At 62.5% G+C, this 25,874-nt stretch carries 24 protein-coding genes; 5 read left to right on the top strand and 19 right to left on the bottom strand.

Annotated features, from left to right (window positions below):
* Position 1 precedes the first annotated feature (1 nt).
* Genes HBH25_RS14690 through HBH25_RS14700 form a run of 3 tightly spaced genes read right to left on the bottom strand, consistent with a single transcriptional unit; the run spans position 2 to position 1,964 of the window.
* Complete coding sequence (locus HBH25_RS14690; protein ID WP_229631946.1) at positions 2-979, bottom strand: TIGR03571 family LLM class oxidoreductase; 978 nt, start codon at positions 977-979, stop codon at positions 2-4.
* A 59-nt stretch (positions 980-1,038) separates the two neighbouring features.
* Positions 1,039-1,524 carry a DMT family transporter gene (locus HBH25_RS14695; protein WP_168084660.1) on the bottom strand — a complete coding sequence of 162 codons (486 nt, stop codon included), beginning with the start codon at positions 1,522-1,524 and terminating at the stop codon, positions 1,039-1,041.
* An 11-nt stretch (positions 1,525-1,535) separates the two neighbouring features.
* Complete coding sequence (locus tag HBH25_RS14700) at positions 1,536-1,964, bottom strand: DMT family transporter (RefSeq protein ID WP_168084661.1); 429 nt, start codon at positions 1,962-1,964, stop codon at positions 1,536-1,538.
* Positions 1,965-2,097: 133 nt separating this feature from the next.
* On the opposite strand from HBH25_RS14700, the gene HBH25_RS14705 reads away from it, so the two are divergent.
* Positions 2,098-3,015: a LysR family transcriptional regulator gene (locus HBH25_RS14705; protein WP_168084662.1), complete on the top strand. Its 918-nt coding sequence runs from the start codon at positions 2,098-2,100 to the stop codon at positions 3,013-3,015.
* Positions 3,016-3,018: 3 nt separating this feature from the next.
* Here the strand turns inward: HBH25_RS14705 and gspD are convergent, their stop codons facing one another.
* The 12 genes from gspD to HBH25_RS14765 all read right to left on the bottom strand — a co-directional run bounded on the left by gspD (position 3,019) and on the right by HBH25_RS14765 (position 13,273).
* A complete protein-coding gene (gene gspD, locus HBH25_RS14710) occupies positions 3,019-5,337 on the bottom strand; it encodes a type II secretion system secretin GspD (RefSeq protein ID WP_168084663.1) in 2,319 nt (772 codons plus the stop codon).
* Positions 5,334-5,849 carry a type II secretion system protein N gene (locus HBH25_RS14715; RefSeq protein ID WP_168084664.1) on the bottom strand — a complete coding sequence of 172 codons (516 nt, stop codon included), beginning with the start codon at positions 5,847-5,849 and terminating at the stop codon, positions 5,334-5,336. The genes gspD and HBH25_RS14715 overlap by 4 nt, the downstream gene beginning before the upstream one ends.
* Positions 5,846-6,457 (bottom strand): type II secretion system protein GspM, encoded by a 612-nt coding sequence (gene gspM / locus HBH25_RS14720; RefSeq protein WP_168084665.1) that lies wholly within the window; start codon positions 6,455-6,457, stop codon positions 5,846-5,848. Before gspM ends, HBH25_RS14715 begins: the two co-directional genes overlap by 4 nt.
* Entirely contained in the window at positions 6,441-7,478 is a 1,038-nt protein-coding gene (locus HBH25_RS14725; protein WP_168084666.1) for a PilN domain-containing protein, read from the bottom strand. Before HBH25_RS14725 ends, gspM begins: the two co-directional genes overlap by 17 nt.
* Positions 7,475-8,200, bottom strand: a complete 726-nt coding sequence (locus HBH25_RS14730; RefSeq protein WP_168084667.1) for a PilX N-terminal domain-containing pilus assembly protein — start codon at positions 8,198-8,200, stop codon at positions 7,475-7,477. Before HBH25_RS14730 ends, HBH25_RS14725 begins: the two co-directional genes overlap by 4 nt.
* Positions 8,197-8,805 carry a prepilin-type N-terminal cleavage/methylation domain-containing protein gene (locus HBH25_RS14735; RefSeq protein ID WP_168084668.1) on the bottom strand — a complete coding sequence of 203 codons (609 nt, stop codon included), beginning with the start codon at positions 8,803-8,805 and terminating at the stop codon, positions 8,197-8,199. The genes HBH25_RS14730 and HBH25_RS14735 overlap by 4 nt, the downstream gene beginning before the upstream one ends.
* Positions 8,802-9,170: a prepilin-type N-terminal cleavage/methylation domain-containing protein gene (locus HBH25_RS14740; protein WP_168084669.1), complete on the bottom strand. Its 369-nt coding sequence runs from the start codon at positions 9,168-9,170 to the stop codon at positions 8,802-8,804. The genes HBH25_RS14735 and HBH25_RS14740 overlap by 4 nt, the downstream gene beginning before the upstream one ends.
* Positions 9,167-9,601 carry a GspH/FimT family pseudopilin gene (locus HBH25_RS14745; protein ID WP_168084670.1) on the bottom strand — a complete coding sequence of 145 codons (435 nt, stop codon included), beginning with the start codon at positions 9,599-9,601 and terminating at the stop codon, positions 9,167-9,169. The genes HBH25_RS14740 and HBH25_RS14745 overlap by 4 nt, the downstream gene beginning before the upstream one ends.
* A gap of 1 nt (position 9,602) precedes the next feature.
* Positions 9,603-10,028, bottom strand: a complete 426-nt coding sequence (gene gspG / locus HBH25_RS14750) for a type II secretion system major pseudopilin GspG (protein WP_168084671.1) — start codon at positions 10,026-10,028, stop codon at positions 9,603-9,605.
* A 10-nt stretch (positions 10,029-10,038) separates the two neighbouring features.
* Positions 10,039-11,241, bottom strand: a complete 1,203-nt coding sequence (gene gspF / locus HBH25_RS14755; RefSeq protein ID WP_168084672.1) for a type II secretion system inner membrane protein GspF — start codon at positions 11,239-11,241, stop codon at positions 10,039-10,041.
* A 1-nt stretch (position 11,242) separates the two neighbouring features.
* Entirely contained in the window at positions 11,243-12,970 is a 1,728-nt protein-coding gene (gspE, locus tag HBH25_RS14760) for a type II secretion system ATPase GspE (RefSeq protein WP_168084673.1), read from the bottom strand.
* Positions 12,971-13,042: 72 nt separating this feature from the next.
* Complete coding sequence (locus HBH25_RS14765) at positions 13,043-13,273, bottom strand: hypothetical protein (protein ID WP_168084674.1); 231 nt, start codon at positions 13,271-13,273, stop codon at positions 13,043-13,045.
* A 461-nt stretch (positions 13,274-13,734) separates the two neighbouring features.
* On the opposite strand from HBH25_RS14765, the gene HBH25_RS14770 reads away from it, so the two are divergent.
* Positions 13,735-16,470 (top strand): beta-glucosidase, encoded by a 2,736-nt coding sequence (locus tag HBH25_RS14770; RefSeq protein ID WP_168084675.1) that lies wholly within the window; start codon positions 13,735-13,737, stop codon positions 16,468-16,470.
* A gap of 7 nt (positions 16,471-16,477) precedes the next feature.
* On the opposite strand, the gene HBH25_RS14775 is transcribed toward HBH25_RS14770, so the two are convergent.
* The 3 genes from HBH25_RS14775 to HBH25_RS14785 form a co-directional block, all read right to left on the bottom strand.
* Complete coding sequence (locus tag HBH25_RS14775) at positions 16,478-17,128, bottom strand: TetR/AcrR family transcriptional regulator (RefSeq protein WP_168084676.1); 651 nt, start codon at positions 17,126-17,128, stop codon at positions 16,478-16,480.
* Between the two features lie 822 nt (positions 17,129-17,950).
* Complete coding sequence (locus HBH25_RS14780; protein ID WP_168084677.1) at positions 17,951-18,643, bottom strand: type 1 glutamine amidotransferase domain-containing protein; 693 nt, start codon at positions 18,641-18,643, stop codon at positions 17,951-17,953.
* Positions 18,644-18,756: 113 nt separating this feature from the next.
* Positions 18,757-19,809 (bottom strand): NAD(P)-dependent alcohol dehydrogenase, encoded by a 1,053-nt coding sequence (locus HBH25_RS14785; RefSeq protein WP_168084690.1) that lies wholly within the window; start codon positions 19,807-19,809, stop codon positions 18,757-18,759.
* 175 nt (positions 19,810-19,984) lie between these two features.
* Between HBH25_RS14785 and HBH25_RS14790 the strand changes: the two genes are divergently transcribed.
* A complete protein-coding gene (locus HBH25_RS14790; protein WP_168084691.1) occupies positions 19,985-20,899 on the top strand; it encodes an AraC family transcriptional regulator in 915 nt (304 codons plus the stop codon).
* Positions 20,900-21,063: 164 nt separating this feature from the next.
* Positions 21,064-23,292 carry a catalase/peroxidase HPI gene (gene katG, locus HBH25_RS14795; RefSeq protein WP_168084678.1) on the top strand — a complete coding sequence of 743 codons (2,229 nt, stop codon included), beginning with the start codon at positions 21,064-21,066 and terminating at the stop codon, positions 23,290-23,292.
* A gap of 55 nt (positions 23,293-23,347) precedes the next feature.
* Here the strand turns inward: katG and HBH25_RS14800 are convergent, their stop codons facing one another.
* Positions 23,348-25,303: a putative bifunctional diguanylate cyclase/phosphodiesterase gene (locus tag HBH25_RS14800; protein ID WP_168084679.1), complete on the bottom strand. Its 1,956-nt coding sequence runs from the start codon at positions 25,301-25,303 to the stop codon at positions 23,348-23,350.
* A gap of 325 nt (positions 25,304-25,628) precedes the next feature.
* Here HBH25_RS14800 and HBH25_RS14805 point away from each other — a divergent pair.
* Positions 25,629-25,874: flagellin N-terminal helical domain-containing protein (locus HBH25_RS14805; protein ID WP_445674515.1), on the top strand; the 246-nt coding region annotated here is incomplete at its 3' end.

The following is a 25,874-nucleotide window of genomic DNA, read 5'->3' on the forward strand; positions in this document are numbered from 1 at the left end:
GCTACAGGTGCGAAGGGAAACAGGGCAGAACGTATTCAGCCAGTTCGTCGATAACGGCTTCGGCGGGGCGGCTCAGGGGCTTGAAATTCAAAGCTACGTGGGCAACGCCTTGGTCCTGCTGGCGCTGCCACAACTCGATCAGGGCCTTGCGGCCTGCCCGCAGTACACGACCGCGTTGCAAGGGAAGGTCCGGGTTCTTGTCCAGATCGAAAAAGGTCCCGTAACCAAAGGGCCGGTACGGCTCGCCTTCACCCAACGCATGCCATTGGCTCACCAGGCGCGCCGTGTCAGCCGGCTCGGCCAAATGAGAGATGACGGCGTCAGCCTGGGTGTGCAGCCACTCCAGGGACTGCCCGGCAAAACCGATCGCCAGCTGAGGAAGCCGCTGTGCGGCGGGCTTAGGCACCAGGTCCAGCTGCCCCGTTAGTTGCCCATAATAGGTGGTGGGCAGGGTAGGCCAGGCCGTGCCAAGGGTGTGCCGGATCACCTGGAAGGCTTCGCGGAAGCGCTCGGCCCGGTTGTGGAAATCAGCGCCAAAGGCCGGGTATTCGGCAGGCCGATCGCCGGACGCCAGGCCCAGCAGGAAACGCCCACCGAGCAACTGGTCCACGCTGGCGGCCTGTTTGGCAATGATCAGCGGGTCGCGCAGGGGCAGCACCAGGCCGGCGGTGCCAATGGCGATGTGCTCGGTAGCGGCGGCCAGGAAACCTGCGTACACCATGGGGTCCAGCACTTGCCCTACATCACCGAAGCTAGGGTCGTAAAAGGGTACGTCCCGCAGCCATAGGGCAGAGAAACCGGCCTGGTCGACCCGGCGGGCCAGGCGCTCATGGTCCCGCAGGGTAGGGCCGGGGGTATCCGGGTAGGCCTCCAGAGGCGCAATGAACCCGAAGGTCAGCTTGCCGGGCGCAAACACCCTGGCGAAGGCCCGATGGTTGAGCAGGTCCTGAGGCATGGCGTGGTGGGGTGAATGGCTCATCGTGTCTCCTTCAAATCCGAGCGTACCGCCGCTGCGCCCGGCCAGGGCGCAGGGCGTGTTCAGCGAGCGGGTTCGGGTGCTGTTTCCTCAGCCTCGGCGTTACGCAAGGTGTTGCTGCGGTAGATCAGCGCCAAGGCCACCGCCAGCAGCACAAGGGCGGCCATCCGCTTGGGGCCCAGCCCGATCACGGTGTTGCCGAACCAACCGAAGTTGTCGATCAGCAGGCTCATCAGCAATTGCCCGCTGATGACCGAGACCGTGGCCGCCGCCGTACCGATACGTGGCATGGCAAATACGATCACCAGCATGTAGATCACGCCGAAGAACGCGCCTGCCACCTGCCAGCGCGGCACGGTGAACAGGTTGAAGGCATGGGGCGGCTCCAGGTAGAACGCCCACAGAAAGCTCACCATGGTGCCGAGCGTGAAGGTGAGCCAGGCGCTTTCCAGCACCCCCACCTCAGAGCCCAGCCGCCCATTGATCGCGGACTGGGCACACAGCACCGCCCCGCTGAACACAACCACTAACAGCATCAATACAACCATGAGGGTATTCCTTAATGAATGAGCCAGAGGGCGGCGAGGATGGCGACCAGCGCGCCGATGCGATAACGGTCCACCTGGCGCTTGGCGCTGCCCAGCAGGCCCCAGTGGTCAATGATCAGGCTGGCGCCCACTTGGCCGAACAGAATGCCCACCATGGTCAGGCCCACGCCGATGTGGGGGGTGGCGATGGTCAAGGCTGCCACGTACACCGGCCCCAGAATGCCGCCGGTCAACAGCCAGCGCGGCTTGGAGAACATCAGGCCCAGCCGAGGCCGGCCAAAGATCAGGCCGAAGGTCAGCAGCAGCGAGCCGATGGCAAAGATGCCTAAGGTGGCCCAGCCGTGACCGACCTCGGCGCCCAAGGGCCCGAGCAGCCCGGCTTCGACGGACAGGCCCATCCCCGCCAGCACCACTACAGGGATGATCCAAAGCTGTGTCATAAGGTAATCGCCTTCTGTACAAGAGGGCGTCATGGTAGGTTCGTGCTCTGAGCGGAACAATCAATGCAAAAGGCAATTCATAGTTGCTGTTAAAGCAATGAACTATAGATTCTTCGTTTATTGGGAGCTTGCCATGCACCTTAAGGCGCACCGGTATTTCGCCATGGTGGCAGCCACGGGCAGTTTTGCCGCCACCGCCCGGCACTTTCAGGTGCCAGCGTCGTCGGTGTCGCGCTTCGTGGCCTCGCTGGAACAGGAAGTTGGCCAGCAGCTGTTCTACCGCAACACCCGCGCCGTACGCCTGACAGACGCCGGCGAGCGCTACCTGCGGCATATTCGTGAAGTGATCGACCTGCTGGATTCGGCCACCGAAGACGTGGCGGGCAAAGGCAATGACATTCGAGGCCTGGTACGGATCAACGCCCCCGTGGCGTTGGGGCGGCTGCATATTGCCCCGCTGGTAAAAGACCTGCACAGCCTGTACCCAGACCTTGTGGTGGAGCTCACCCTCACCGACCTGTTCATGGACCCAGTGCAGGAGGGCACCGACATCACCGTGCGGGTGGGCCACCTGGAAGACTCGAACCTCATAGGCCGCAAGCTCTGTGACCAGCGCTACGTGCTGTGCGCCAGCGCGGACTACCTGGCGCGCCGAGGTGTCCCGGCCACCCCAGACGCCCTCAGAACCCACAGTTGCCTAGCCTATAAGGGCGTGGGCGGCCCCCAGCGCTGGCACTTCCGCCAGCACCCGGATGCGCCACTGCAGGTGATTGATGTGAACGGCCCTTTCCGAAGCAACAATGCCGAAGCGTTGGTAGAGGCCGCCATGAGCGGCCTTGGCATCGTGTTCTTTCCTACCTGGCTGTTCAGCAAGGACAGCTTCCGTGCCGGCGCACTGGTGGAATTGCTACCGGGCTGGACTGGCTCCATCGAAGCCAACCCCAGCCCGATCCACCTGCTGTCACCGGAAAACCGCCTGAGGTCGCGCAAGGTGAGGGCGGTGACGGACTTTCTGATAAAGGCTATTGGTAGCCCGCCTTATTGGGACTGACGGTCAGTACCCCCCAGCCTGCCCCGGCGCCGGCCTCAGCAATTGCATCTGCTGACGGTAGTCATCCGTCACCTGGCGCGCCTGGCTGGTGCTGGTGACCACGCGCGGCGTGATCAGCACGATCAGCTCGGTGCGGCCTTTGCTGCGGGTGGTGTTGCCGAACAGCCAGCGCAGGCCAGGGATACGGCCCAGGTAGGGTACGGCGGATACCGAGTCCGTATTGTTCTGCTGGATCAGGCCGCCCAGCAGCACGGTTTGGCCGCTCTGCACGGCCACCTGGGTGGAAACGGACCGGGTGGAGATGCGCGGGTTGCCGTTGGTGTCCGTGGTCTGGCTGCTGTCGGCATCACTGACCTGCTGCTGGATGTCCATGTACACCAGCCCGCCCGGGTTGATGCGCGGCACCACGTCCAGGATCACACCGGTCTGTACGTATTCCACACTGCTCAACGTGGTGTCGGACAGGCTGGTGTTCACAGTGGTCTGGCTGATAGGGATGTTGTCACCCACTTGAATCTGCGCCGGCTGGTTGTTCATCACTACCAGGGACGGGGCCGAGAGCACTTGGGTGCGGCCGCTGGTTTCCAGGGCGTGCAGCGCAATTTGCAGGTTGTGGCCCACGAATGAGTAGAAGAGGGCGTCGGTGGCACCCAACCCGGCACCGCCACCACCCAGAGCGCCTTGGCTGCCGGGGGTATTGGCCACGGTGGTGCTGCCGGAGTTGCCGGCCAGCTTGCCCAGGTACCATTGCACACCCAGATCCAGCTCACCGGTGAGGCTTACTTCCAGGATGCGGGTTTCGATCTGCACCTGCAGTGGCGGGTTGTCCAGGCGCTTGATGGCCGATTCGATTTCCGCCCATTGGGCAGGGCGCGTGCGCACCAGCAGCTGGTTGCTGCTCTTCTGTGCGGTAATGCGCGTGCTGTCTTCCAGGCGGGCGGTGCCGGTGCCGCTGGTGGTCGCGCTGTCACTGGTGTCGGCGCTGTCAGCACTGCTATCAGTGTCGTCGGCCTGTTCGCTATCGGCGGCGGCGGCGCCTGTTTGCATTCCACCGAACCCTTGGCTGGTGCCACCCAGGCCGCCCATGCCAGTACCGCTGCTGGTTCCGCTGCCCATGCCCATGCCGGTCCCGGTGCCGCCGCTTACAGAGGCCAGGGTACGGGTACGCAGGCCAGGGGCGACCCGTGCCGCGCTGTCCTCAGTGATCTTGCCGTTGCCGTAGATCTGCCGCAGGTATTTGGCGAGGTCCGTGGCCTTCATGTTGCGAACGTCGTACACGTACATCTGCGGTTCGTTGCCGCCGCCTTCATCGATGGTATGAATCCAGTCGCCGACCTCGTTGAGGTATTGCGGCTGCGCGGAGATCGCTACTACCGAGTTGGTGCGTTCGATGGGCAGGAACCGCACCATCCCAGCCAGGGGCATGCCGCTCTGGGGGCCGAACACTTTCTCCAGTTGCGGCATCAGCTCGCTCACGCTGGCCCGTTGCAACCCGTACACGCCGATGGACATGCCGCGTAGCCAGTCCACATCGAAGGTGTCGATGGTGTCCTGGTAGTTGGCCAGTTCCTCCGGTGTACCGGCCAGGCTCAGCACATTGCGGGCCGGGTCCACCAGCAGGAAGGCGTTTTCCCGGGCGAAAGGCTTGAGCAGCTTCTGCATTTCGGTGGCGGAAATGTAATGCAGCGGGAACAGCCGGGCCGACAGGCCATCGGCGGGGCGCGCCACGGGCATCTGCGGTACCAGCTTGCCCGCCACGGCCTGGGCGGCAGGCAAGATCACGTAACGGTCGCCCTGGCGGATCAAGGCGTTGTCGGTCCAGGACAGCAGGGTTTCCAGAATGGACAAGGCCTGAGCCTGGGTCACCGGCTGGGACGTGGAAAAGCTCACGTTGCCTTTCACGCCCTGGGCGATGCTGTAGTTGGCCTTGAGCACTTCACCCATCACGGTATTGATCACCGCTTCGATGGGCTGGTCGTTGAAGTTGAACATGATGTTGCCAACGGGGTCGCCCGCCTGGGCACGCACCGGCAAGGCGGCTGCCGCCGTAGGGTTCACGAACCGCTGGCTGCCGCGAATGATTTGCCGACGGCCGCCTTGAGTGGCGGGCTCGGCCGTAGGGCCTGTGGCCGCAGCCGCCGCAGGGGCGGGCGGCTCCACCAGAGGCGGGCGCTGCGCACCCGTGCCGGCCAGGGCTTCACGCATCAGCTGCGGGTCGTTCTCGGACAACGTTTGTTGGGTGCTGCAGCCCGCCAGCACCAGGGCTGCTGCCAAGGACAGCACCGGGGCGCGCAAACGGAAAAGCTCAGGTGAATCGTTCATGGTGTCGGTACATCTGGAAGAGTGAGGGCAGGTGTGGTTGAAGCCGGTGGAAGGTGCAGCACAGGCAGGCTCAATTGCTGATCCTGGCCCTGGAAGGTGAAGCGTGCGCTGGTGGCGGTCACGCCCGCCAACTGCCAGCCATTAGGCAGGGTTTTGCCCACGGCCAGGGTGGTGGTGTGGGCATTGGGGAGGCGCAGCAAGGCCCATTGGCCCCGCCCATCCATCACCACGCCGGTAAGGCTGATACCCGCCAGGGACGACGAAGGCGCAGCCTGTGCCTGGCGGTCGGGTGCGCGCTGTGGGCTGAACAGGGGGTGGGTCCAGGCCTGGGCAAGGTCGGCCTGTGCCAGGGCGGGCACCTCCACGGCCTTGTGCGCAGCAGGCGCCGCCGAGCCCGTTTGCACGGGTAACCAGGCAATGTCGGCGGCCGGTGCCAGGGCCAGGCTGGCCACGTTACCGGCCAGGGCGATGGCCAGCAGCGTCAACAGCAGTAAGGTAGGGGAGCGCTTCATGGTGCGACCTCAACCGGGGGAGCTGGCTGCAGGTAACTCCGCAACAGCAGGTGGGCCTGCAGGCGGCCCGCACCGCCGGTGGCAGGGGCGGACGTGGCCCGTTGGAGGCTGGCGCTGTCCACGAACACGTAAGGCTGGCCAAACTCCAGGTCGTGCAGTAGGCCGGCCAGGGGTTGTATGGCGCAATCCAGGGTCAGGCTCACCTTGACCACGCGGTAAGGCGCCTGTGGGTCTTGCTCGGGCACGATGGGCATGCGTTGGGACACTTCACAGCCTGGCCCTTCGTGCGCATGTGCCTGCACCTGGTCCACGCTGTGTTGCATCAGGTCAGCGGCCACCGCGCTGGGGTCGTCACCGGGCAGCAGGCTGAGCTGGCTGGCCGGGTCACGTTGCGCCGCTTGCAACTGCTCGCGCAGCGAGCTCCCGGCTTTAAGCAATGCCGCGTAGTGCTGTTGCTGCTCCAGCAGTGCCAGGCGCCTTGCGTTCAGTTCACTCAACGGGCCGAGGAACCAGCTTTGCACCAGCAACCACCAGGCCGCGCCTAGCACAAGGGCTAGCACCAGCAGAGCGGCCACACGGCGCTCGCGGGCGTTAAGGGGCCGTAGCATCAGGCACCCCCTTGGTGAGCTGCGCGCGGAGGGAGAACCGGTCTTTGCCCGTGTTTTCGTCGGGCTGGATGATGCCTTCGAAGTGAGGGTCAGCCAGGGTTTTGCAGCCTTTGGCTTGGCCGATCAGGGCACTGGCCTTGGCGCTCTGCCCACTGAGGGATACGGCGCCGTCTTCGTTCAGTTCCAATTGCTCGATCCAGGTGTCCTGCCCGAGGCAGGCGGTAAGGTCTACCAGCACGCTGGCCAAGGCCGGCCGTGCGGCTTTTTGCAGCGACAGGTATTGGGCGGCGCCCTGTTGGGCGAGCAGGGCACGGCGCAGGGTTTGTACCTGAGCCACCTGCTGACGTTGCGCGTTCACCTGGGCCTGCATGGCCTCCACCAGCGCCTGCCGGTTATGCAGCCATAGCCCCATGTTGGCCAGTACCAGGCCGGCGCAGAGCAGGGCCAGGTAAAGGGAGGCTGTGCGTGCCCGGCTGGCCGGTGGGCGATCCTGGAGGGGCAGCAGGTTGACGCCCAGCCGTTGGCCCTCAGGGCTCAGCCCGTCGATGCCGGCCAATACCAGGCCGTGCTGGCGGCAGGTGTCGATCATGGCCTGAAGGCGGTCCCGGCGTAGGGCTACCAGCCTCACGCCAGCCCATACCTTGCCCTTGTTCACCACCTGCGCCACATAGTGCAGGTCTGCCGCCGGGAAGGGGGTGAACTTGTCCAGCTCATAGCCCAGCACCTGGTGCAACCGCCGGGTGGCCGCCGCTGGAAGTTGCAGCGAGGTGGTCAATAGGGTGTCAGGGGGCAGCACAAGCACCACGGCGGGCCCTGGCGTTACCAGCCGCTCACCGGTCAGGGGCCAAGGCACCACCTGCTCACGGGCTGAAGTCACCCAGCGCGCTTGCCAACGGGCGGGCAACATGCCCTGCAATTCCGCAACCCAGGCGTGCCACAGCCCATGGGCTTTGCTGGCGTGCCACTGGTGGTGCAGGCGAGAGGACAACCCGGCCAGCGCCGGTCGATTCAATGTTTTCATAAGGCGTGCCAGCGCAGCACCCGGTAGGGGCGTGCGGCATTGTTGGAAGGGTCAAGCATCAGGGTGGCCTGCAGCGTTGCCGAGAAGCCGGCCGGCGTGGTGGCCTTGCTGTACAGCGTGAGCACGGCACCGCCCTCAGTGGTGGCGACGCCCGTGGGTGGCAGGCTCAGCGCCTGTCGTAGCCAGGGCGGTGCCAGCCTGGGGTCCGGCGCGGCCATGCCGCTCCACACCGTCACATAGGGCAGGGCACAGGTGTACAGGGGCTGCGTCATACCGGGTAATTCGCGCAACTCTTCCAGCAGGCGCAACGGGGCTTGGCCGCCGCCACGTCGCGCCTCCAGGGCTGTACCCACCTGGTTGGCCTGGGCAGGGGGCGCCCCGCAGGCACGGGCCAGCTTGGCGAGTAACAGGGCGGGCACCGTATTGAGGTCCACCTTGCCCTGCTCGCTGACAACGCTCACCGCCAGGTTCACGTCTTCGAAATGCAAGGCATGGGGCTGCCCGTCCAGGCGCCAGCGCCGGCTGACGTCAGGGTTCAGTTGGGCGAGCACGGCCAGGCCCACACCTGCCTCGGCAGCCAGCAAGGCTTGGGTGTGCTGGTGCTGCCACAGGGCTTGGCGGTTCTGCAGGTGAACCCAGCCCATCAGCCCGGCCAGCAGCACACTGAGCAAGGCCAGCACCCATAGCACCAGCAGCAGGGCGATACCCCGCTGGCCGTTCATAGCAGGCCTGCCTGGGTGGACAAGTCCAGGTTCAGGCCCACGCTTTGGGTAGGCCATGGCACCGGGCCGGCTAACTCAATGGCTATGCGCACCTGGCGGGGCAGGCGGCTCGGCCAGGGCCACTGGTCCAGCCAGCCGGTGACCTGGCCGTCCGGTGCAAACCCTCGATAGGTGAGGTTCAAGGCCTGGACCTGATGCAGCAGCACCTGCTCCTCACCAAAGGGCTGCAAGCCTGTGCCTTGCAGATGGGCAAACCCCACCTGCAAACGGCCCTTGGCCAGTGTGACCTGATAACGGTAGAGCCCGCCCCCCAGGCGTGCAGACAGCGGTGCATAAAAGCGCAGGCTGTCGGAAGCGCCCTCGAATACGGCGTCCTGCTCGCCCTGAGCGTTTTTAGCGGACAGGGGCAGTGCCTGGCCCAGCGCGGTACGCAGGAAGTTCTGCGTGGCGCGGACTTCGTCCAGGCGTGTGCTGTAGCGCTCTGCCTTGGCCATGGCGCGGTTGGCCCCCACCAATGCACCCCCGGCCAGGGTCAGCAATACGGCAAGCAGGCTTAGCACCACCAGCATTTCAAGCAGGGTGAAGCCTTGGAGGCGGCGGGTCATGGCAGCGCCGCCGTGGGCCGGCGGCGCACTTGCAACGTGCTATAGCGGCCCTGCCGCACGCCATCGGTGACGGTCAGCACCAGCCCATAACCGATGGCCGGCCCGGCAGCGTCTGGCAGTTGGGTAACGGTCAGGGTCCAGTCCACACCGCTCCAGCGGCCGGTGGTACGGCCAGGGGCCAAGTGGCTGTTGCGGGCCTCATCGAGCAGGGAGCGCGCCGCCAGGCTGAGCCGGTCGCTGCGCTGGGCCTGCTGCAAAGCGCGCGCGCCTTGACCAAACGCAGTCACCAACACGCTGGCGCACAGGGCCAGCACGGCCAAGGCCGCGAGCATTTCCAACAGCGTAAACCCCCGCTGCGGCGTCAATTGAGCGCACGCAACCGGACGTTGCCGGTCAGCCAATTGATGTCTATGCGCCAATGGCGATCGTTGTCGGCCAAGGCCATGTAACCGCCACTGGCGCCGCCGTCCGGGTAGAACTCGAACGCCGCGCCTAAACCGTCGGCGGTTTTCAACTGCACCTGCATGCCCGGCGGCAGCGGCAGGCTGCGCTGGGGCGACACAAACTGGCGTGCCCCCAGGTCGAAGCGCGCCAGTGCCGGCTGGCCAGACGTAATGGCCTGCACCCGCGCGGCGCGAAGGGTCTGCACCAGTTGGGTGAGGGCATGGCGTTCGTTGGCGCTTTTCAGGCCCCGCCCCACGGCCACGCTTACGGCGCTCACACTGATGCTGATGAAAACGATGACCAGCAGCAGTTCGAGCAGCGTAAAGCCGCGGTCGTGGGCCGGGGTGCGCATGTTATTCCCAGTTGCCCAGGTCGGCGTTGTAGCCGTCGCCGCCGGGTTGACCGTCCTGCCCGTAGAAGATCAGGTCGAAACTGCCGTGCTCGCCAGGGTAGCGGTAGCCGAAGGCATGGCCGAACGGGTCCTTCAGGTCACTGGGTTTGGCGTACGGGCCGGCCCAGCCCGGTGCATTGGCAGGCTTGGTAGCCAGTTGCTGCAGGTTGGCAGGCGGGGTGCCCACGTCCAGGCCATAGCTTTCCACCTTCTGGGCCAGGCTGGCCAGTTGAGCCTTGCCTGCGCCGTATTTGCCTTTGTCTACGTTGCCGCCCACCTGGCGCACCACAATGGTCGCCACGATGCCGAGCAGCACAATCACGGCCAGCATTTCCAACAGGGTAAAACCGCCTTGGCGCCGAGCGCCTGGCAGGGTAAGTCGAGACATGGAGAACTCCTTAGATATTGCTGGTAAGACTCATGAGGGGAAGCATGATGGCCAGCATGATGATCGCCACCATCACCGCCATCACCACCGTGAGGGCAGGCACCAGGGCCGCCAGTACACGGTCAATGCCGCGCTTGGATTCAACGTCGAATACGTCCGCCACTTTGAGCAACAGGCCGTCGAGCTGCCCCGCCTGCTCGCCCACTTCAATCATGTGCAGGGCCAGTTCCGGCAGCAGCGGGTGCTCACCGAAAGCCTGGCCCAGGCGGCTACCGCTCTTCACGCGCTCGGTGGCTTCTTCAAGCTGGGCTCGCAGGGCGCGGTTGGTGCACACCTGGCGCACGATCATCAAGCCCTGGAGCAGGGGCACCCCGTTGCTCAGCAAGGTGCCCAGCGTCCGGGCCAGGCGTGCGGCTTCCAGGCGCTGCAGCAGGGGCCCCACCAGGTGCAGGCCCAGCACACGTCGGTCGTAGCGCTGCCGGCGCGCCGGGTCCCGTAGCGCGATGGCTACAGCCCACACCAGCGCCACCAGCCCGGCCGCCAGCACCAGCCCCCAGGCACTGAGGAACTCGCCCAGCGCAAGAATGGCTTGGGTGATCCAGGGGACAGGCACCCCCAGGTCTCGAAAGATCGGTACGAACTGTGGCACTACATACGCCAGCAGCAGCGCCAGTGACCCCAGCACGCCCACCACCAGGAACGCGGGGTAGATCAATGCGTTGGTCACTTCGCCGCGCAGCTTGTGGGTGCGTTCCAGGTAATCGGCCAGTTGCAGCAAGGTCTGCTCCAGCGACCCGCCGGCTTCACCGGCGCGCACCATGGCCACATACAAACCAGAAAACTGGCCGTGCTCGTCCTCCATGGCTTGGCTAAGTGGCTTGCCAGCCTTGACCTGGTCCCGCAGACGCTCCAGCAGCGCCCGCTGAAGCGGGGCCTTGGCCTGGCGCAGCAGAATGCCTAGGGAATACTCCAGCGGCTGGCCGGCCCCCAGCAGGGTTGCCAGTTGCTGAGTGATGCTGACCAGCGCGGCCGGTTTCAGCGCCGAGCGAGTGCCTCGCAACCGCAGGCCAGCGCCGGTAGAGGCTTGCAGGCTGAGCACCAGCCAGCCACGCTTTTGCAGGGTAGCCACGGCGGTGTCAGCGTCGGCTGCCTCTAGCACGCCCTTCTGTTCCAGCCCGTCGCTGTCCAGCGCCTGAAAGTGGAAGGTTGCCATGCTATTCGCCCTGGGCCACGCGCAGCACTTCCTCAAGGGATGTCACGCCGGCCACGGCCTGGCGCAGGCCGTCTTCATACAGGGTTCTCAGCCCGCCGCGGCGGGCGGCTTGTTCCAGGGTCGCCGCGTCGGCCTGTGCCATCAGCAGGGTGCGCAGTTCTTCATTCATTACGAGCAATTCGGTGATCGCGCTACGCCCGTGGTAACCGCCACCGGCCGCACTCGGGTCAGGGCGGTAGAGGTAGATGGGACGTTGCTTGGTGAACCGGTCCAACCCATGGGCTTCGATCAGTGCAGCCGGCGCTTCGAACGCGATACGGGTAGCTGGGTCCAGGCGCCTCACCAGTCGCTGGGCCAGGATGCCTTTCACGGTGGAGGCGATCAGGTAGCTCTCCACGCCCATGTCCAGCAGGCGGGTAATACTGGCCGCCGCGCTGTTGGTGTGCAGGGTAGAGAGTACGAAATGGCCGGTCAATGAGGATTGGATGGCAATGCGACACGTTTCAAGGTCGCGCATTTCGCCCACCATGATCACGTCCGGGTCCTGGCGCACGATGGAGCGCAGGGCGCCGGCAAAATCCAGCCCGATGGACGGCTTGACCTGGATCTGATTGATCCCTTCCAGTTGGTACTCCACCGGGTCTTCCACGGTGATGATCTTGCGTTCGGCGGTGTTGAGCCGGGACAGCGCCGTATAAAGGGTGGTGGTTTTGCCCGAGCCCGTAGGCCCCGTCACCAGCAGAATGCCGTGGGGCTGTTCCAGTACCTGGAGAAAAGCGTCCAAGCGCTCACCATCCATGCCCAGGCTAGGGAAATCGAAACGCACGGTCTGGCGGTCCAGCAGGCGCATCACCACGGACTCGCCAAAGCTGGTGGGCACGGTGGACACGCGAAGGTCCAGCTCCTTGCCCTGGATGCGCAGCATGATGCGGCCGTCCTGGGGCAGGCGACGCTCGGCGATGTCCAGGCGCGCCATGATTTTCAAACGAGAAATGACCGCCGGTGACAGGCCAGCCGGCGGCGCCTCGGCTTCGTGCAGCATGCCGTCGATGCGGTAGCGCACCTTGAGCTGGCTTTCAAACGGCTCGATATGGATGTCGGAGGCCCGCTGTTCTACGGCGCGTTGCAGAATGAGGTTCACCAGGCGGATAACCGGGGCCTCGGAGGCCAAGTCCTTCAGGTGCTCAACGTCGTCTGGCGTCTCGGCAGTGTCGTCCAGGGTTTCGATCAGCGACCCCATGGCCGAACGGCCCTGCCCGTAGTGGCGCTCGATCAGGCTGTCCACGTCAGAGGCCGTACCAATGGACAAGTACAACGGCACTTCGCAGGCATAGGCCACAGCCTGCAATGCATAGTGATTGCCAGGGTTTGCCGCCATCACCTGCACGCCATCGGCAAAGGGCCCCAGAGGCACCAGGCGGTGATGACGCAAAAAGCGCTCGGTGAGTACCGGCAGAGCCTGCTCAGGTACCGGCACGGCGTCGGAGCCCAGCAAGGGTGCCTCTAGTGTGGCGGCCCAGGCACGGGCCAGGTCCTGCTCGGACACCAGCCCCAAGCGTGTGAGCCACTCCCCTAACGAAGTGCCCTCCGGCCCGGCGGCCAGGCGGCTCGCTCGCTCCAGATCGGCAGGCTTAAGGCCGGCGTGGCTTACCAGCCAGGCAGCCACGTCTTCGATCGCAGCGTGCGTTAGCTGGCGAATATCAAGGGGGGAGGTTAGCGTTTCACGCATAGGAGTCAGCCAACTGATAAGGGCCTCCTAAGAGACCCTTATCAGCAACATTAAAGTTGAAAGGTATTACTATTAGTTGGCAGGCGCAGCTTCTTTGCTTACTGGGCGGCCACGCTTGCTTTCATCGGCAGCGTTTTGCTTATGCGTTCTATGTTGTGCATCGGTGTCTTTGTTAGTTTGCGTCATCAGTGTCGAATCCTTGGCGCCAGAAGTAACTTCCGCACTTTCAGATTCAGCCGACATGGCGTTTCCTGCCAATAGCAACGTCACTGCAGCAATGCCACAAGCAATAGGCAATTTCATTTCCGATGTCTCCAGGGGTAGGGCGAGGGTGCGACACCTATGGGGGCTTTCGCTGCGCCCGAGCACGAGGCCAAGGCAGGTATGACCACCGCAGACTTAAGCCACACAGGGGTTTGGGGTAATTTCGTAAACCTACAGACCGGTTGGTTTTAACCGAGTTCCATGGATCCATAAAGAAAAATTTTTTTCACCGTGCCGCTATCTTTCGTTTGACTTGAAGGTAGAACACTCGTCTTAATTTAAAAGAGCGAGTGCATCGATACCGATAAGCTCGTGTTGCTACTTACTATATCTTGGGTTATAAAGCTCGGCGTTTTTTTGCGCCGCATCTGAAGTTTTGGTCATGTCCCGGCTGATTGTTCGAACAGCGCGGTATAGGTGTTTTTTGCCTGAATAAAAAACAAAGCTAATTGGGTGCGGCAAATAAGCGCAGGGCGCCCTTTTCCGGAGAGCGTTACTTCATGGGTAAACGAACGTTATTGGTGGCCAACTCGGCATTGGCCGTGTTGAGCCTGGCAATCGGCCAGGCCTATGCTGCCGATGCTGCCAGCACAGATCAACTCGCCGCGCGGGAGCAGCGTGCGGACAAGGCAGCACAAGCTACCCTGGCGAAAATGACCCAGCAGGAAAAGCTGGACTACATCGGCGGCATTGGTGGCTGGGACGTGAAGCCTTTGGCCAAGTACGGCGTGCCACAAGTGTCCGGTACGGACGGCGGCATGGGCGTGCGTTACACCAACCGTGGCAATGACCAGGGCGTGGTGTACCCCTCCGGGCCCAACCTGGCCGCGACCTTCAACCCACGTCGCGCCATCGAGTTCGGCCGCACCCTGGGCTACGACACCGCCTCCAGTGGCTACCGCTTCGTCACCGGCCCAGGCATGAACCTGTACCGCATGCCGTGGAGTGGCCGTAACTTCGAGTACCTGTCCGGCGAAGACCCGTTCCTGGGTGCAAGCCTGGCCCCGGCCGTGATCAACGGCATCCAGCAGCGTAGGGTATGGGCTGAAGCCAAGCACTACGCGGCCAACGACCAGGAAAGCAACCGCTTCATCCTCAACCAGACCATGCCTGAGCGCGTGCTGCGGGAAATGTCGCTGCCCCCGTTCGAGTCCGCCACCAAGAACGGCGCGGTCGCCATGATGATGTGCTCGTTCCAGAAGGTGAACGGCGAATACGCGTGCGAAAACAAGCACCTGATCGCTGACATCCTGAAAAAGGAATGGGGCTTCAAGGGTATCGTTCAGTCTGACTACAACGCCATTGTCAATGGCCTGCCAGCGGCCCAGGCCGGTGCGGACCTGGACATGATGGGCGGCCAGATGAACAGCAAGGTGCTCACGCCTTACCTGGAAAACGGCCAGCTGGACATCGCGACCATCGATGACAAGGTACGCCGCCTGCTGCGCAATACCTACCTGTACCAGTTCGACACCATCGCGCCCCTCAACACCCGCAACATGAACAGCGCCACCAGCAACAAGGCGGCGCTGAGCGTGGCCCGCGAAGGCATCGTGCTGCTCAAAAACCAGGGTGATGTACTGCCCCTGAACAAGAACAAGATCAAGCGCATTGCCGTGGTCGGCAAGTTGGCCAAGTACGCGCCGCCTATGGGCTTTGGCAGCGCCTACTACGACCCCAAGTTCTACATCAGCGAGCTGAGCGGCCTGCAGCAGATCGCGCCAAATGCCAAGGTCGACTTCCTGGACGGGCTGTCGCTGGACCCAGCAGCCTCTCCATGGACCGCCACCAACAGCAAAGGCGCCACGGTCAAGGGCTTGAAGGCTGACTTCTTCACCAACACCAACTTCTCGGGCACTCCAGCCGCTACCCGTATCGACGAGCACGTGGACATGGACTGGTCCACTGACCAGTTGCCCACCAATGGCGACGTCGCCAATACCTCCATCCGCTGGACCGGCAAGGTCACCCCGACCGTTGATGGCGAGCAGGTGTTCAAGGTACGTGCTGACGGCGCGGTGCGCCTGTGGGTCAACGGCCAGAAAGTGATCGACAACGGCACCGGTGAAAACATCACCAACGGCAGCATTCCGCCAACGCTGCCCGTGTCCGGCAAGATCAGCCTGAAGGCTGGCCAGGCCTATGACGTGAAGCTTGAGTACTCACGCCGCAACGGTTACATCTCCACCCTGGGTGGCCTGGTAGGCGTGCAAATGGCCTGGGCGTCCCTGGCCGCACCTAAGAACCTGGCCGACTACGACGCTGTCGTGGTAGCCGTGGGTAACAGCAACGAGTACGAGGGCGAAGGCTTCGACCACGGCTTCGACCTGCCGGAATACCAGAGCGACCTGATCCAGAACATCGCCAAGGCCAACCCGCATACCGTGGTAACCCTACACGGTGGTACCGGCCTGAACATGAGCGACTGGGTCGACCAGGTACCAGCCGTGCTGCATGCGTTCTACCCAGGCCAGAACGGCGGCCAGGCACTGGCTGAGATCCTGTTCGGCAAGGTCAACCCGTCGGGCAAGTTGCCGATCAGTATCGAGCGGCACATCGAAGACAACCCGCTGTATGCGGACTTCCCCAACTACGACCATACCGGCACGCTCAAGAACATCAGTTACAAGCATGACCTGACCATGCTGGGCTACCGCGGTTATGACAAGCTGGGCACCAAGCCGCTGTTCGCCTTCGGCCATGGCTTGTCCTACACCCAGTTCACCTACAACAACATCTCGGTTACCCCAGGCACGGCTGTGGCCAACGCCCCAATCAAGGTGTCGTTCGACCTGACCAACAGCGGCAAGCGCGGTGGTTCGGAAGTGGCGGAGCTGTATGTAGGCCAGCAGCACCCGAAAGTCGAGCGTGCGATCAAGGAACTCAAAGGCTACAAGAAGGTGTACCTGGAGCCGGGTGAAACCCGCCGCGTCACCATCGAGCTGAACGACCGTTCCCTGGCGTACTATGACGACACCAGCAAGCAGTGGGTTGTCGATGCCGACACCTTCGACTTGAGCCTGGGCGCTGCGTCCGATGACATTCGCTTGAAGGCCAAGGTGGTTAACCCGTTCCGTCAGGAACTGTCCACCACCACCAGCAACCCACTGCCACGTGCTGCGCTGAAGTCCACTCAGGTGTCAGTGCCAGGGATCAAGACCGGCGGTGTGTTCGACCAGAGCGAAACCATAGACGACGGCAAGGGTGATGGCGAGTACGGCGATACGCAGTACTGATCCACGCCTATAAAGCCTGGGTGGGGCGCAAGTCGCGTTCCACTTGGGCGATATAGCTGTCGAACCGCGCCACGAGGTCGACCTGTTCGGGAAACCGGAGCCATTGCAGTTGCAAGCCATCCATCATGGCGAGCAACTGATGGATCACGGCGTTCAGGTCGGCGTCGGGGCGCACTTGGCCGTTGGCCACTAATTGTTCAAGCCGGCCACGCATGCGTTCATGGATCGTGCTGTAGCGGGTTTGAAACCATTCCCAAGCCGGGTGGCTGTCCACCAGGCTTTCAGCGTTTAGGATACTGAACGCGCGAATTACCCCGACCGTTTCCGCATTGGCCCTGTTGAGCTGCTGAAGAAAGCCCAGGAAGTTACGAAGGGTAGGCGCCTCGATAAACGGGTCTTCCAAGAGGCGGTGCCTACCGTCTCGATGGGTGAGCACCCCCATCAGCAAAGCGACCTTGCTGGGGAAATGATGCAGCAGCCCTGCCACGGAAATACCTGCCAGCTCGGCAATGGTTGCAATGGAGGCTGCGCCGTACCCTTCTCGCGAAAATACCTCAAGGGCAATTCCAAGCAGCTGCTCCCGGCGCTTTTCGCCTTTGGGCGCATGGCGGGTGCGGGGTACAGGTAAGGCGGCAGGCTTGGCTGGCGGTGGGCTCATACGAGACCTCTCGGCGCGAGGGGGCTCTACCCTAGAGAAACTTGATCCGATAGACAACCCTTGAGGGCTTGGGCCAAGGCAGCTAGCCAGATTCGCCCGCTACGCAGGCTCCCACAGGCGTGTGTGGAAACGCCGATCTCGGGCAGGACCGGTCGTAGCCGAAGGCGAAGGCCAGGAACCTAGGATTACACGGTGCAGCGGCTAGCCGATTTCGCCCGCTACGCAGGCTCCCACAAGGGTGTGTGGAAGCGCCGATCTCAGGTAGGACCGGTCGTAGCCGAAGGCGAAGGCCGGGAACCTGGGATTACACAGTGCAGAGGCTAGCCCATTTCGCCCGCTACGCAGGCTCCCACAAGGGCGTGTGGAAGCGCCGATCTCGGGTAGGACCGGTCGTAGCCGAAGGCGAAGGCCGGGAACCTAGGATTACACGGTGCAGTGGCTAGCCCATTTCGCCCGCTACGCAGGCTCCCACAAGGGCGTGTGGAAGCGCCGATCTCGGGTAGGACCGGTCGTAGCCGAAGGCGAAGGCCGGGAACCTGGGATTACACGGTGCAGTGGCTAGCCCATTTCGCCCGCTATGCAGGCTCCCACAAGGGTGTGTGGAAGCGCCGATCTCGGGTAGGACCGGTCGTAGCCGAAGGCGAAGGCCGGGAACCTGGGATTACACAGTGCAGAGGCTAGCCGATTTCGCCCGCTACGCAGGCTCCCACAGGCATGTATGGAAACGCCGATCTCGGGTAGGACCGGTCGTAGCCGAAGGCGAAGGCCGGGAACCTGAGCCACTGCGGTACGGTGGTCAGGTGCCCGCAAGTTCAATTGGCCTTAGGCCTGAACCTCGTCCGCTAGGCGCTTGAGCAGTGCCTTGGCAGTGGCTTCTGAGGAGGCGGGGTTCTGCCCGGTGATGAGGTGGCCGTCTTCTACCACATAGCTGGCCCAATCCTCGGCCTTGGAGTAGTCCCCACCGTTGGCCTTGAGCATGTCTTCCACCAGGAACGGCACCACCTCCGTGAGGCCTACGGCAGCTTCTTCGGAATTGGTAAAGCCGGTCACACGCTTGCCTTTGACCACGGGGTGGCCATCGGGGGCTTTTACATGTTTGAGCACGCCAGGGGCGTGACACACGGCAGCCACAGGCTTGTTGGCTGCATAGAATGCCTCAAGCAGGGTTTTGGAATCCTTGCTTTCAGCCAGGTCCCACAACGGGCCATGGCCGCCGGGGTAGAACACGGCATCGAAATCGTAAGGGTCAACTTCGCCCAGCGGGAAGGTGTTGGCCAGCGCCTTTTGAGCTTGTGTATCAGAACGGAAACGCTCGGTCGCCTCGGTCTGGGCGTCAGCTTCGTCGCTCTTGGGGTCCAAGGGCGGCTGGCCGCCTTTGGGGGATGCCAGGGTCACTTCAGCCTTAGCGTCTATGAACGTGAAGTAGGGCGCTGCAAACTCTTCCAGCCAGAAGCCCGTTTTTTTCCCCGTATCACCCAGTTGGTCATGGGACGTGAGCACCATCAGAATCTTCATGCATACCTCGTTTGTCAGGGTAATGAAGCAGCGCAAGCGCTGCGGCCGATGAAGGTCTGAGGGGTAAAGGCCGGCAGTTGTTCAAAAAGCTGGCCTTATACCCCTGAGATACGTCAGGCCTGAAGCGTAGCCATGTCGATCACGAAGCGATATTTCACGTCACCCGCGATCATGCGGGTGTAGGCCTCGTTGATGTTGCGGATATCCAGCATTTCGATGTCGCAGGTGATGTTGTGCTCGGCGCAGAAGTCCAGCACTTCCTGGGTTTCAGCGATGCCACCGATCAGCGAGCCGGCCAGTACGCGGCGCTTCATCACCAGGTTGGCCGCGTGCAGGGCTGGGTCTACGGGCTCGATCAGGCCTACCAGAATGTGCACACCGTCAAACCGCAGGGTTTCCAGGTAGGGGTTCAGGTCGTGCTGTACAGGAATGGTGTCCAGCAGGAAGTCGAAACGCCCAGCCGCAGCGGCCATCTGCTCGGCGTCAGTAGACACCACAACATGGTCGGCACCTTGGCGGCGCGCTTCCTCAGCCTTGCTGGCCGAACGGGTGAACAGGGTCACTTCGGCGCCCATGGCCTTGGCGAACTTGATGCCCATGTGGCCCAGCCCACCCATGCCGAGGATGCCTACTTTGTCGCCAGCTTTCACACCGTAATGCTTGAGGGGCGAGTAGGTAGTGATGCCCGCACACAGGACAGGGGCGGCGGCAGCGAGGTCCAGCTTCTCAGGGATGCGCACTACAAAGTGTTCGCTCACCACGATGCTGTTGGAGTAGCCACCCATGGTGTTGCTGCCGTCCACCCGGTCAGGGGTGGCGTACGTCATGGTCGGGCCTTCCAGGCAGTATTGCTCCAGGTCGGTCTTGCAGGCTTCACACTGGCGGCACGAGTCCACCATGCAGCCCACACCGACGAGGTCACCCGCTTTGTACTTGTTGACATTGCTGCCCACGGCGGTGACCTTGCCCACGATCTCGTGGCCAGGCATCAATGGGTAGACGGCGATGCCCCATTCGTTCCGGGCCTGGTGGATGTCCGAGTGGCACACACCGCAGTACAGGATTTCGATGGCGACGTCGTCCGGGCGCGGGCTGCGGCGTTCGAAGGTCATGGGGGCCAGGGGAGCAGTGGCGGACTGTGCGGCATAGCCAATAGCGGTATACATGGAGAAGCCCTCTGTGGTGGCAATGGAATGTAAAGCATTGTGCAGGCGGGGGCCGCAAAGGGCCATGGTCAATCCTCTGGCTGTGATGCCTATTTCTCCGAATGTCACCTACCGCTACCGTGCAGGGCAGGCGGTCTGGCATGATGCGCATGTCTATTCCTCCTTTGCCTTCACCATGCCCCCTACGTTTACACCCCCCACCGACCGTGACCTGGTGTCACTGATCAAGCCGTTGGCGCCCCGCCCAGGATTCATTAGCACGGGCTTGGAGGGCGTTCAGGTCATGAGCTGGGATCACTACGTGGCCAGCAGCCCTCAGATCTACGAACCCAGCCTGATCGTGCTTGCCCAAGGCAGCAAGCTGGCACGCCTGGGAACACGGACCCTGGAATACGGTGCCGGGCATTACCTGATACAGGCGCTGTCGGTGCCGTTTCTGTGCGAGACCTTCGCGACCGTCGACGTACCCTTGTACGGTGTAGCGGTGGCCATTGACCGCACCGTGCTGGCGGACTTGGTTCAGGCCATGGGCTTGCCTCCGGACCCCTCGGTAAAGGCGCAGACGCCTGAGTCCATGAGTTCTGCTGTATTGGATGGGGCAATGCGTGAGGCGGTTTTACGGCTATTGCAGTGCCTGCATGACCCGCTGGACCGGCAGGTCATGGGGCGGGCGCGGATCAGCGATGTGCTGTATGCCGCACTGCGAGGCCCCCAAGCCGGGGTGTTGCGTGCACTAGTGGAGCAGCAAGGGCACTTCGCCCGTATCGGTGCGGCCTTGCATTACCTGCGCGAGCATTACGCTCAGGCCCTGACCGTCGACCAGCTGGCAGAGTGCGCCAATATGAGCACCTCCACGTTTCATGAGCACTTCAAGCGCAGCACCCTGCTGTCACCGGTTCAATACCTCAAGCGTGTGAGGCTGCTCAAGGCCCAGCAAGTGCTGGCAGGCGAGGGGATGAGCGTGGCGCAGGCGGCACACCGGGTAGGGTATCAGAGCACATCCCAATTCAGCCGTGAGTACAAGCGTTACTTTGACCGCAACCCCGGCGAAGAGCGCGGGGTGGTGCGTGGAGAACCGGCAGGGCTCTAGCGTAGCGCTATGTAACGTCCCCCGTGGGCACCGAGGCCTATCAGCCCCATAGCAAATGCCAATCCCGTTCCGTTTGTCGATAGCCTGCAGCAGTGCTAACGTTTTTGTGAGGCGCCGCCAGACGGTGCCAGGATATAGAGCCGATAGCTGATAGAGGACGACACATGAACGCCGAGGCAGGAGAAAACGCTGGGGGCGGTTGCCCATTTGGGCACGGCAGCGCGCCACGCAAGCGTCCGGGTAACCGCGACTGGTGGCCCGAAGCCCTGAGCCTGAACACGCTCAACCAGCATTCACCGCGCTCCAACCCGCTGGGTGGAGACTTTGACTATGCCGCCGAATTCCTATCGCTGGACCTTGATGCTGTGATCAAGGACTTGCATGCCTTGATGACCGACTCCCAGGATTGGTGGCCGGCAGACTTTGGCCACTACGGTGGCCTGTTCATCCGCCTGGCGTGGCACAGCGCCGGCACCTACCGCACAACCGACGGCCGTGGCGGCGCAGGGGGCGGGCAGCAACGTTTTGCCCCTTTGAACAGCTGGCCAGATAACGCGTCCCTGGACAAAGCACGCCGGCTGCTGTGGCCGATCAAGCAGAAGTATGGCCGCAAGTTGTCCTGGGCCGACCTGTTCGTGCTGGTGGGTAACGTAGCCCTTGAATCCATGGGTTTCAAAACCTTTGGCTTTGCCGGTGGCCGTGCAGACACCTGGGAACCAGAAGAGCTGTACTGGGGCCCGGAAGGTACTTGGTTGGGCGACGAACGCTACAGCGGTGAACGTCAGCTACACCCTGGCCTGGGCGCCGTGCAAATGGGCCTGATTTATGTGAACCCGGAAGGCCCGAACAGCAAGCCAGACCCCAAAGCGTCTGCCATCGACATCCGTGAAACCTTCGCGCGCATGGCCATGAACGACTACGAAACCGTGGCCTTGATTGCCGGTGGGCACACCTTTGGTAAAACGCACGGGGCTGGGGACCCGTCGTTGATGGGGCCGGAGCCTGAAGGCGGCGTCATTGAAGACCAAGGCCTGGGCTGGCGCAGCAAGTTCCAGAGCGGCCATGGCGCCGACGCTATCACCTCAGGCCTGGAAGTGATCTGGAGCCAGACGCCGACGCAATGGTCCAACTATTTCTTCGAGAACCTGTTCGGGTTCGAGTGGGAACTGACCAAGAGCCCGGCTGGTGCCCTGCAGTGGGAAGCCAAGGACGCCGGGGAGATCATTCCCGACCCGTTCGACCCTAACAAGAAGCGCAAGCCCACCATGCTCACGTCGGACCTGGCGCTGCGTTTCGATCCGATCTACGAGAAGATCTCCCGGCACTTCCTGGAAAACCCGGACGAGTTCGCCGACGCCTTCGCCCGTGCCTGGTACAAGCTGACGCACCGTGACATGGGGCCGACCGCACGCTACCTGGGCCCACTGGTGCCCAAGGAAACCTTGCTGTGGCAGGACCCTATTCCTGAGCGCGATCACCCTGTGGTCGATGATGCAGACATTGCTGCACTCAAGCAGCAGATTCTGGCGGCTGGCTTCACGGTGTCCGAACTGGTTTCAGTGGCCTGGGCATCCGCGTCCACCTACCGGGGTTCCGACAAGCGCGGCGGTGCCAACGGTGCCCGTATTCGCTTCGCCCCCCAGAAAGATTGGGAGGTCAACAACCCGGCGGTTCTGGCCAAGGTGCTGCAAGCGTTGGAGCAGATTCAATCCAGTTTCAATGGCAGTGCCACAGGCGGCAAGAAGGTCTCCATGGCCGACCTGATCGTGCTGGCAGGTTGTGCGGCTATCGAGAAAGCCGCCCAGGACGGCGGGGTGACCGTCAAGGTGCCCTTCACGCCAGGGCGTATGGATGCCGCCGAGGAGTGGACCGACGTGCAGTCGTTCGAGGCACTTCGCCCAGCGGCGGATGGCTTCCGTAACTACTACTACGAGGCCCATTTCATGGCACCGGAGGAGGCCCTGGTCGACAAGGCTCACCTGATGCGGTTGAGCGCACCGGAGATGACGGTGCTGGTAGGCGGCATGCGGGTATTGGGTACCAATGCCGATGGCGGGAAGGAGGGGGTGTTCACTCACCGCGTGGGTACGCTGTCCAACGACTTCTTCGTAAACCTGTTGGGGATGGGCACCGAATGGAACCCCACAGACAACAAGAACCGCTTCCAAGGTAAGGACCGCAAGACCGGCCAGCCCACCTGGACCGCAACCCGCGTGGACCTGATCTTTGGGTCCCAGTCGGAATTGCGTGCGCAAGCAGAGGTGTATGGTTCATCCGACGGCAATGAGAAGTTCATAAACGACTTCGTCAAAGCCTGGGACAAAGTGATGAACAACGACCGGATGGACATCGGCAAGCCTGCCGATCAGTTCAGCCAGAAGCTGTCCGCCTGACCTAGCGGCGCCCTTCGGGGCGCCGCCTTCTTTGTAACGCGCCCTGTGCCTCGCGTCAGCAGGCTGCGGGGTGCTGCAGGGCTGTTTCGTTTAGCCAGGCCAGCGTATCGTCGAACCCCAACGGGCGGCTGAACAGGAAGCCTTGCACCAGTGTGCACCCTAGCTGGGTGAGGGCGGCCAACTCTTCTTCGGTTTCTACCCCTTCGATGACACATTCAAGGTTCATGTCCTGAGTAAGTGCAACCAGGGATTTGACGATCTTGTAGTGGGCAGGTTTGTGCTGGATATCGCTGACAAAGCTACGATCGATTTTCAGCTTGGTCAGTGGCAGCGCGTGCAACTGGCCCAGGCTGGTGTATCCCGTACCGAAGTCATCCAGTGAAATGCCGCAACCCAAGGCCCGCAGCCGTGCGATGGCGCGTTCCATTTCGCCTACGTCTTGTACGATGGCGGTTTCAGTGATTTCCAGGTCCAACCGCTCAGGGGCGAACCCGCTCTGGCTGATGACCTCCAGAATGCTGGTCACGTTGTCTTCACTGGCGCAGTCATGGGCGGACAGGTTGAATGCCAGCCGGATAGGTGAAGGCCAGGTATTGGCCTGTTCAAGTGCCGTACGCAACAAGGCCAGGGTCAGGCGATTGATCAGCCCACTGCGTTCGGCAATAGGAATGAAGCAGGCTGGTGAGACTCGCCCAAGTTCCGGGCTGGTCCACCGTGCAAGGGCTTCGAACGCCACTGTAACCCGCGTGCGTGCATCAATGATGGGCTGGAATTGCACGTAGAATTCGTTACCAAACTGGGAGCGTCGCAGGGCTTGTTCCGTCATGGCGTCATGGCGCAATTGCGTGTGATGCGCGGCCGAAAACAGGCACAAGGCCCCCGGGTTATGTCGCTTCCCTTGGTACAGCGCATAGTCGGCGTATTCAAAGAGCTGAGTGGCGTCATGGGCTGTATGGGGATACGTGGCCATGCCCAAGGTAGCGCCGACCTGGATGGACATACCTGCGATCACAAATTCTTCCTTCAGGCGCGCACAGAGATCGGCACCCAGCGCAGTAAGCGCGGCATCGTCCCGGCCTCCGCCAACAATGAGCGCAAACTCATCCCCGCCCAAGCGGGCCACATGAACCGGCGTAATGGTGTCCGCGAATGCCTGCAACCGCTGGCCCACCGACATGAGCAACCGGTCTCCGATACCGTGGCCATACAAGTCGTTCACGGACTTGAAACCGTCCAGGTCAAGGATCCCCACAGCGAGTGTGCGATGACGCGAGTGGGCATAGGCCAGGGCCTGGTCAAGCGCGGTGAAGAACTGGCGGCGATTGGGCAGCCCTGTGAGGCTGTCCAGGTTCGCCAACCTCAGGTTTTCATTGCTCAGCTGCTCGGTATGGGCCTGGGCGTTGATCAAGCCTGTAAACGTGCGGTAGTTGTTCTGCAATACGGCCAGTAAAGCCACGGAAACCAGAACGATATTAACGGCCGTGGCAATAAAGGTCGGGTTTCGGGTAGAGGAAAAAAACACCACGAACCCAATATTGACCACCATGGTCGTGATTAACGCGGCGGGCATCAAGTGCATCATGCAGAAAATGCACACGATCACCGTGATACTCATGAAAAAGGCCACATGGGCCTGGGCATAGGCATTGCCGTACGGGTACAAGGCCAGGGACCAGGCGGTAAAGCCTAGGGCAATAAAGATTGCCAACCGGTTGGTGCGCGCCAGCATGGTCCGGATCACTGGCACCGGTGGTGGGTTGCCTGACATCTGCCACCACATCACCGACCGGGTCCCGCACACCAAGGTGAGCAGTACCGGAGTCCACAGGGCCAGCCATTGAGGGGCGCTGTCCCAATGGGTAAACGCCAGCGCCCAGGTATTGATCAGCAGGACCATGTACATCATGGGCAATTGCCGGGACAGCGCCCCGAATTGCGCTACGAGCAGGCGCGGGTTGTCGCCTGGCACTGAGATCAGCGCCAACAGCTTTCCCATCAAACGTTTGCTCATTCCTGTAAATCCCCGTTGCCTGCAGTGTTTGCCAGGGTAATGTTCGCGCACGGTCCAGCGTCGGGTTCGTGCCGTATTGCGCGTGTATCGGCCTGGAAGGCCTGTTTCTTTAGGCAAATGCCTGCCGGCAACTAAGGTGGGTAGGGGTTGAGGGCTATGTCGACGTGGCGCATAGCCGTCTTGTTCTTCTTTTTTTTAAAAACAGGCTTCTTCGGCCTCAAGCAATTGCACAGGGCGACGATAACTAGGGCATAGGTTCTCCGGGCCATTTCCAAACAGCCAGGGCCGGAAGCCGTACTCCACAATCGACCCTGAGGTTTGCATCATGTCGTTGACCGTTAACACTAACATCGCTTCCTTGACCGTTCAGAACAACCTGAACAAGGCTTCGTCTGCCACTGCAACCTCGATGACTCGCCTGTCCTCGGGTCTGAAAATCAACAGCGCCAAAGACGACGCTGCTGGCCTGCAGATCGCTACCCGCCTGACCACCCAGATCAAAGGCCTGACCGTCGCCACCAAGAACGCCAACGACGCCACCTCGATCGCCCAGACCGCTGAAGGCGCGCTT

Origin of the sequence: Pseudomonas quercus, from assembly GCF_012033695.1 — a bacterium.
Taxonomy (GTDB): domain Bacteria; phylum Pseudomonadota; class Gammaproteobacteria; order Pseudomonadales; family Pseudomonadaceae; genus Aquipseudomonas; species Aquipseudomonas quercus.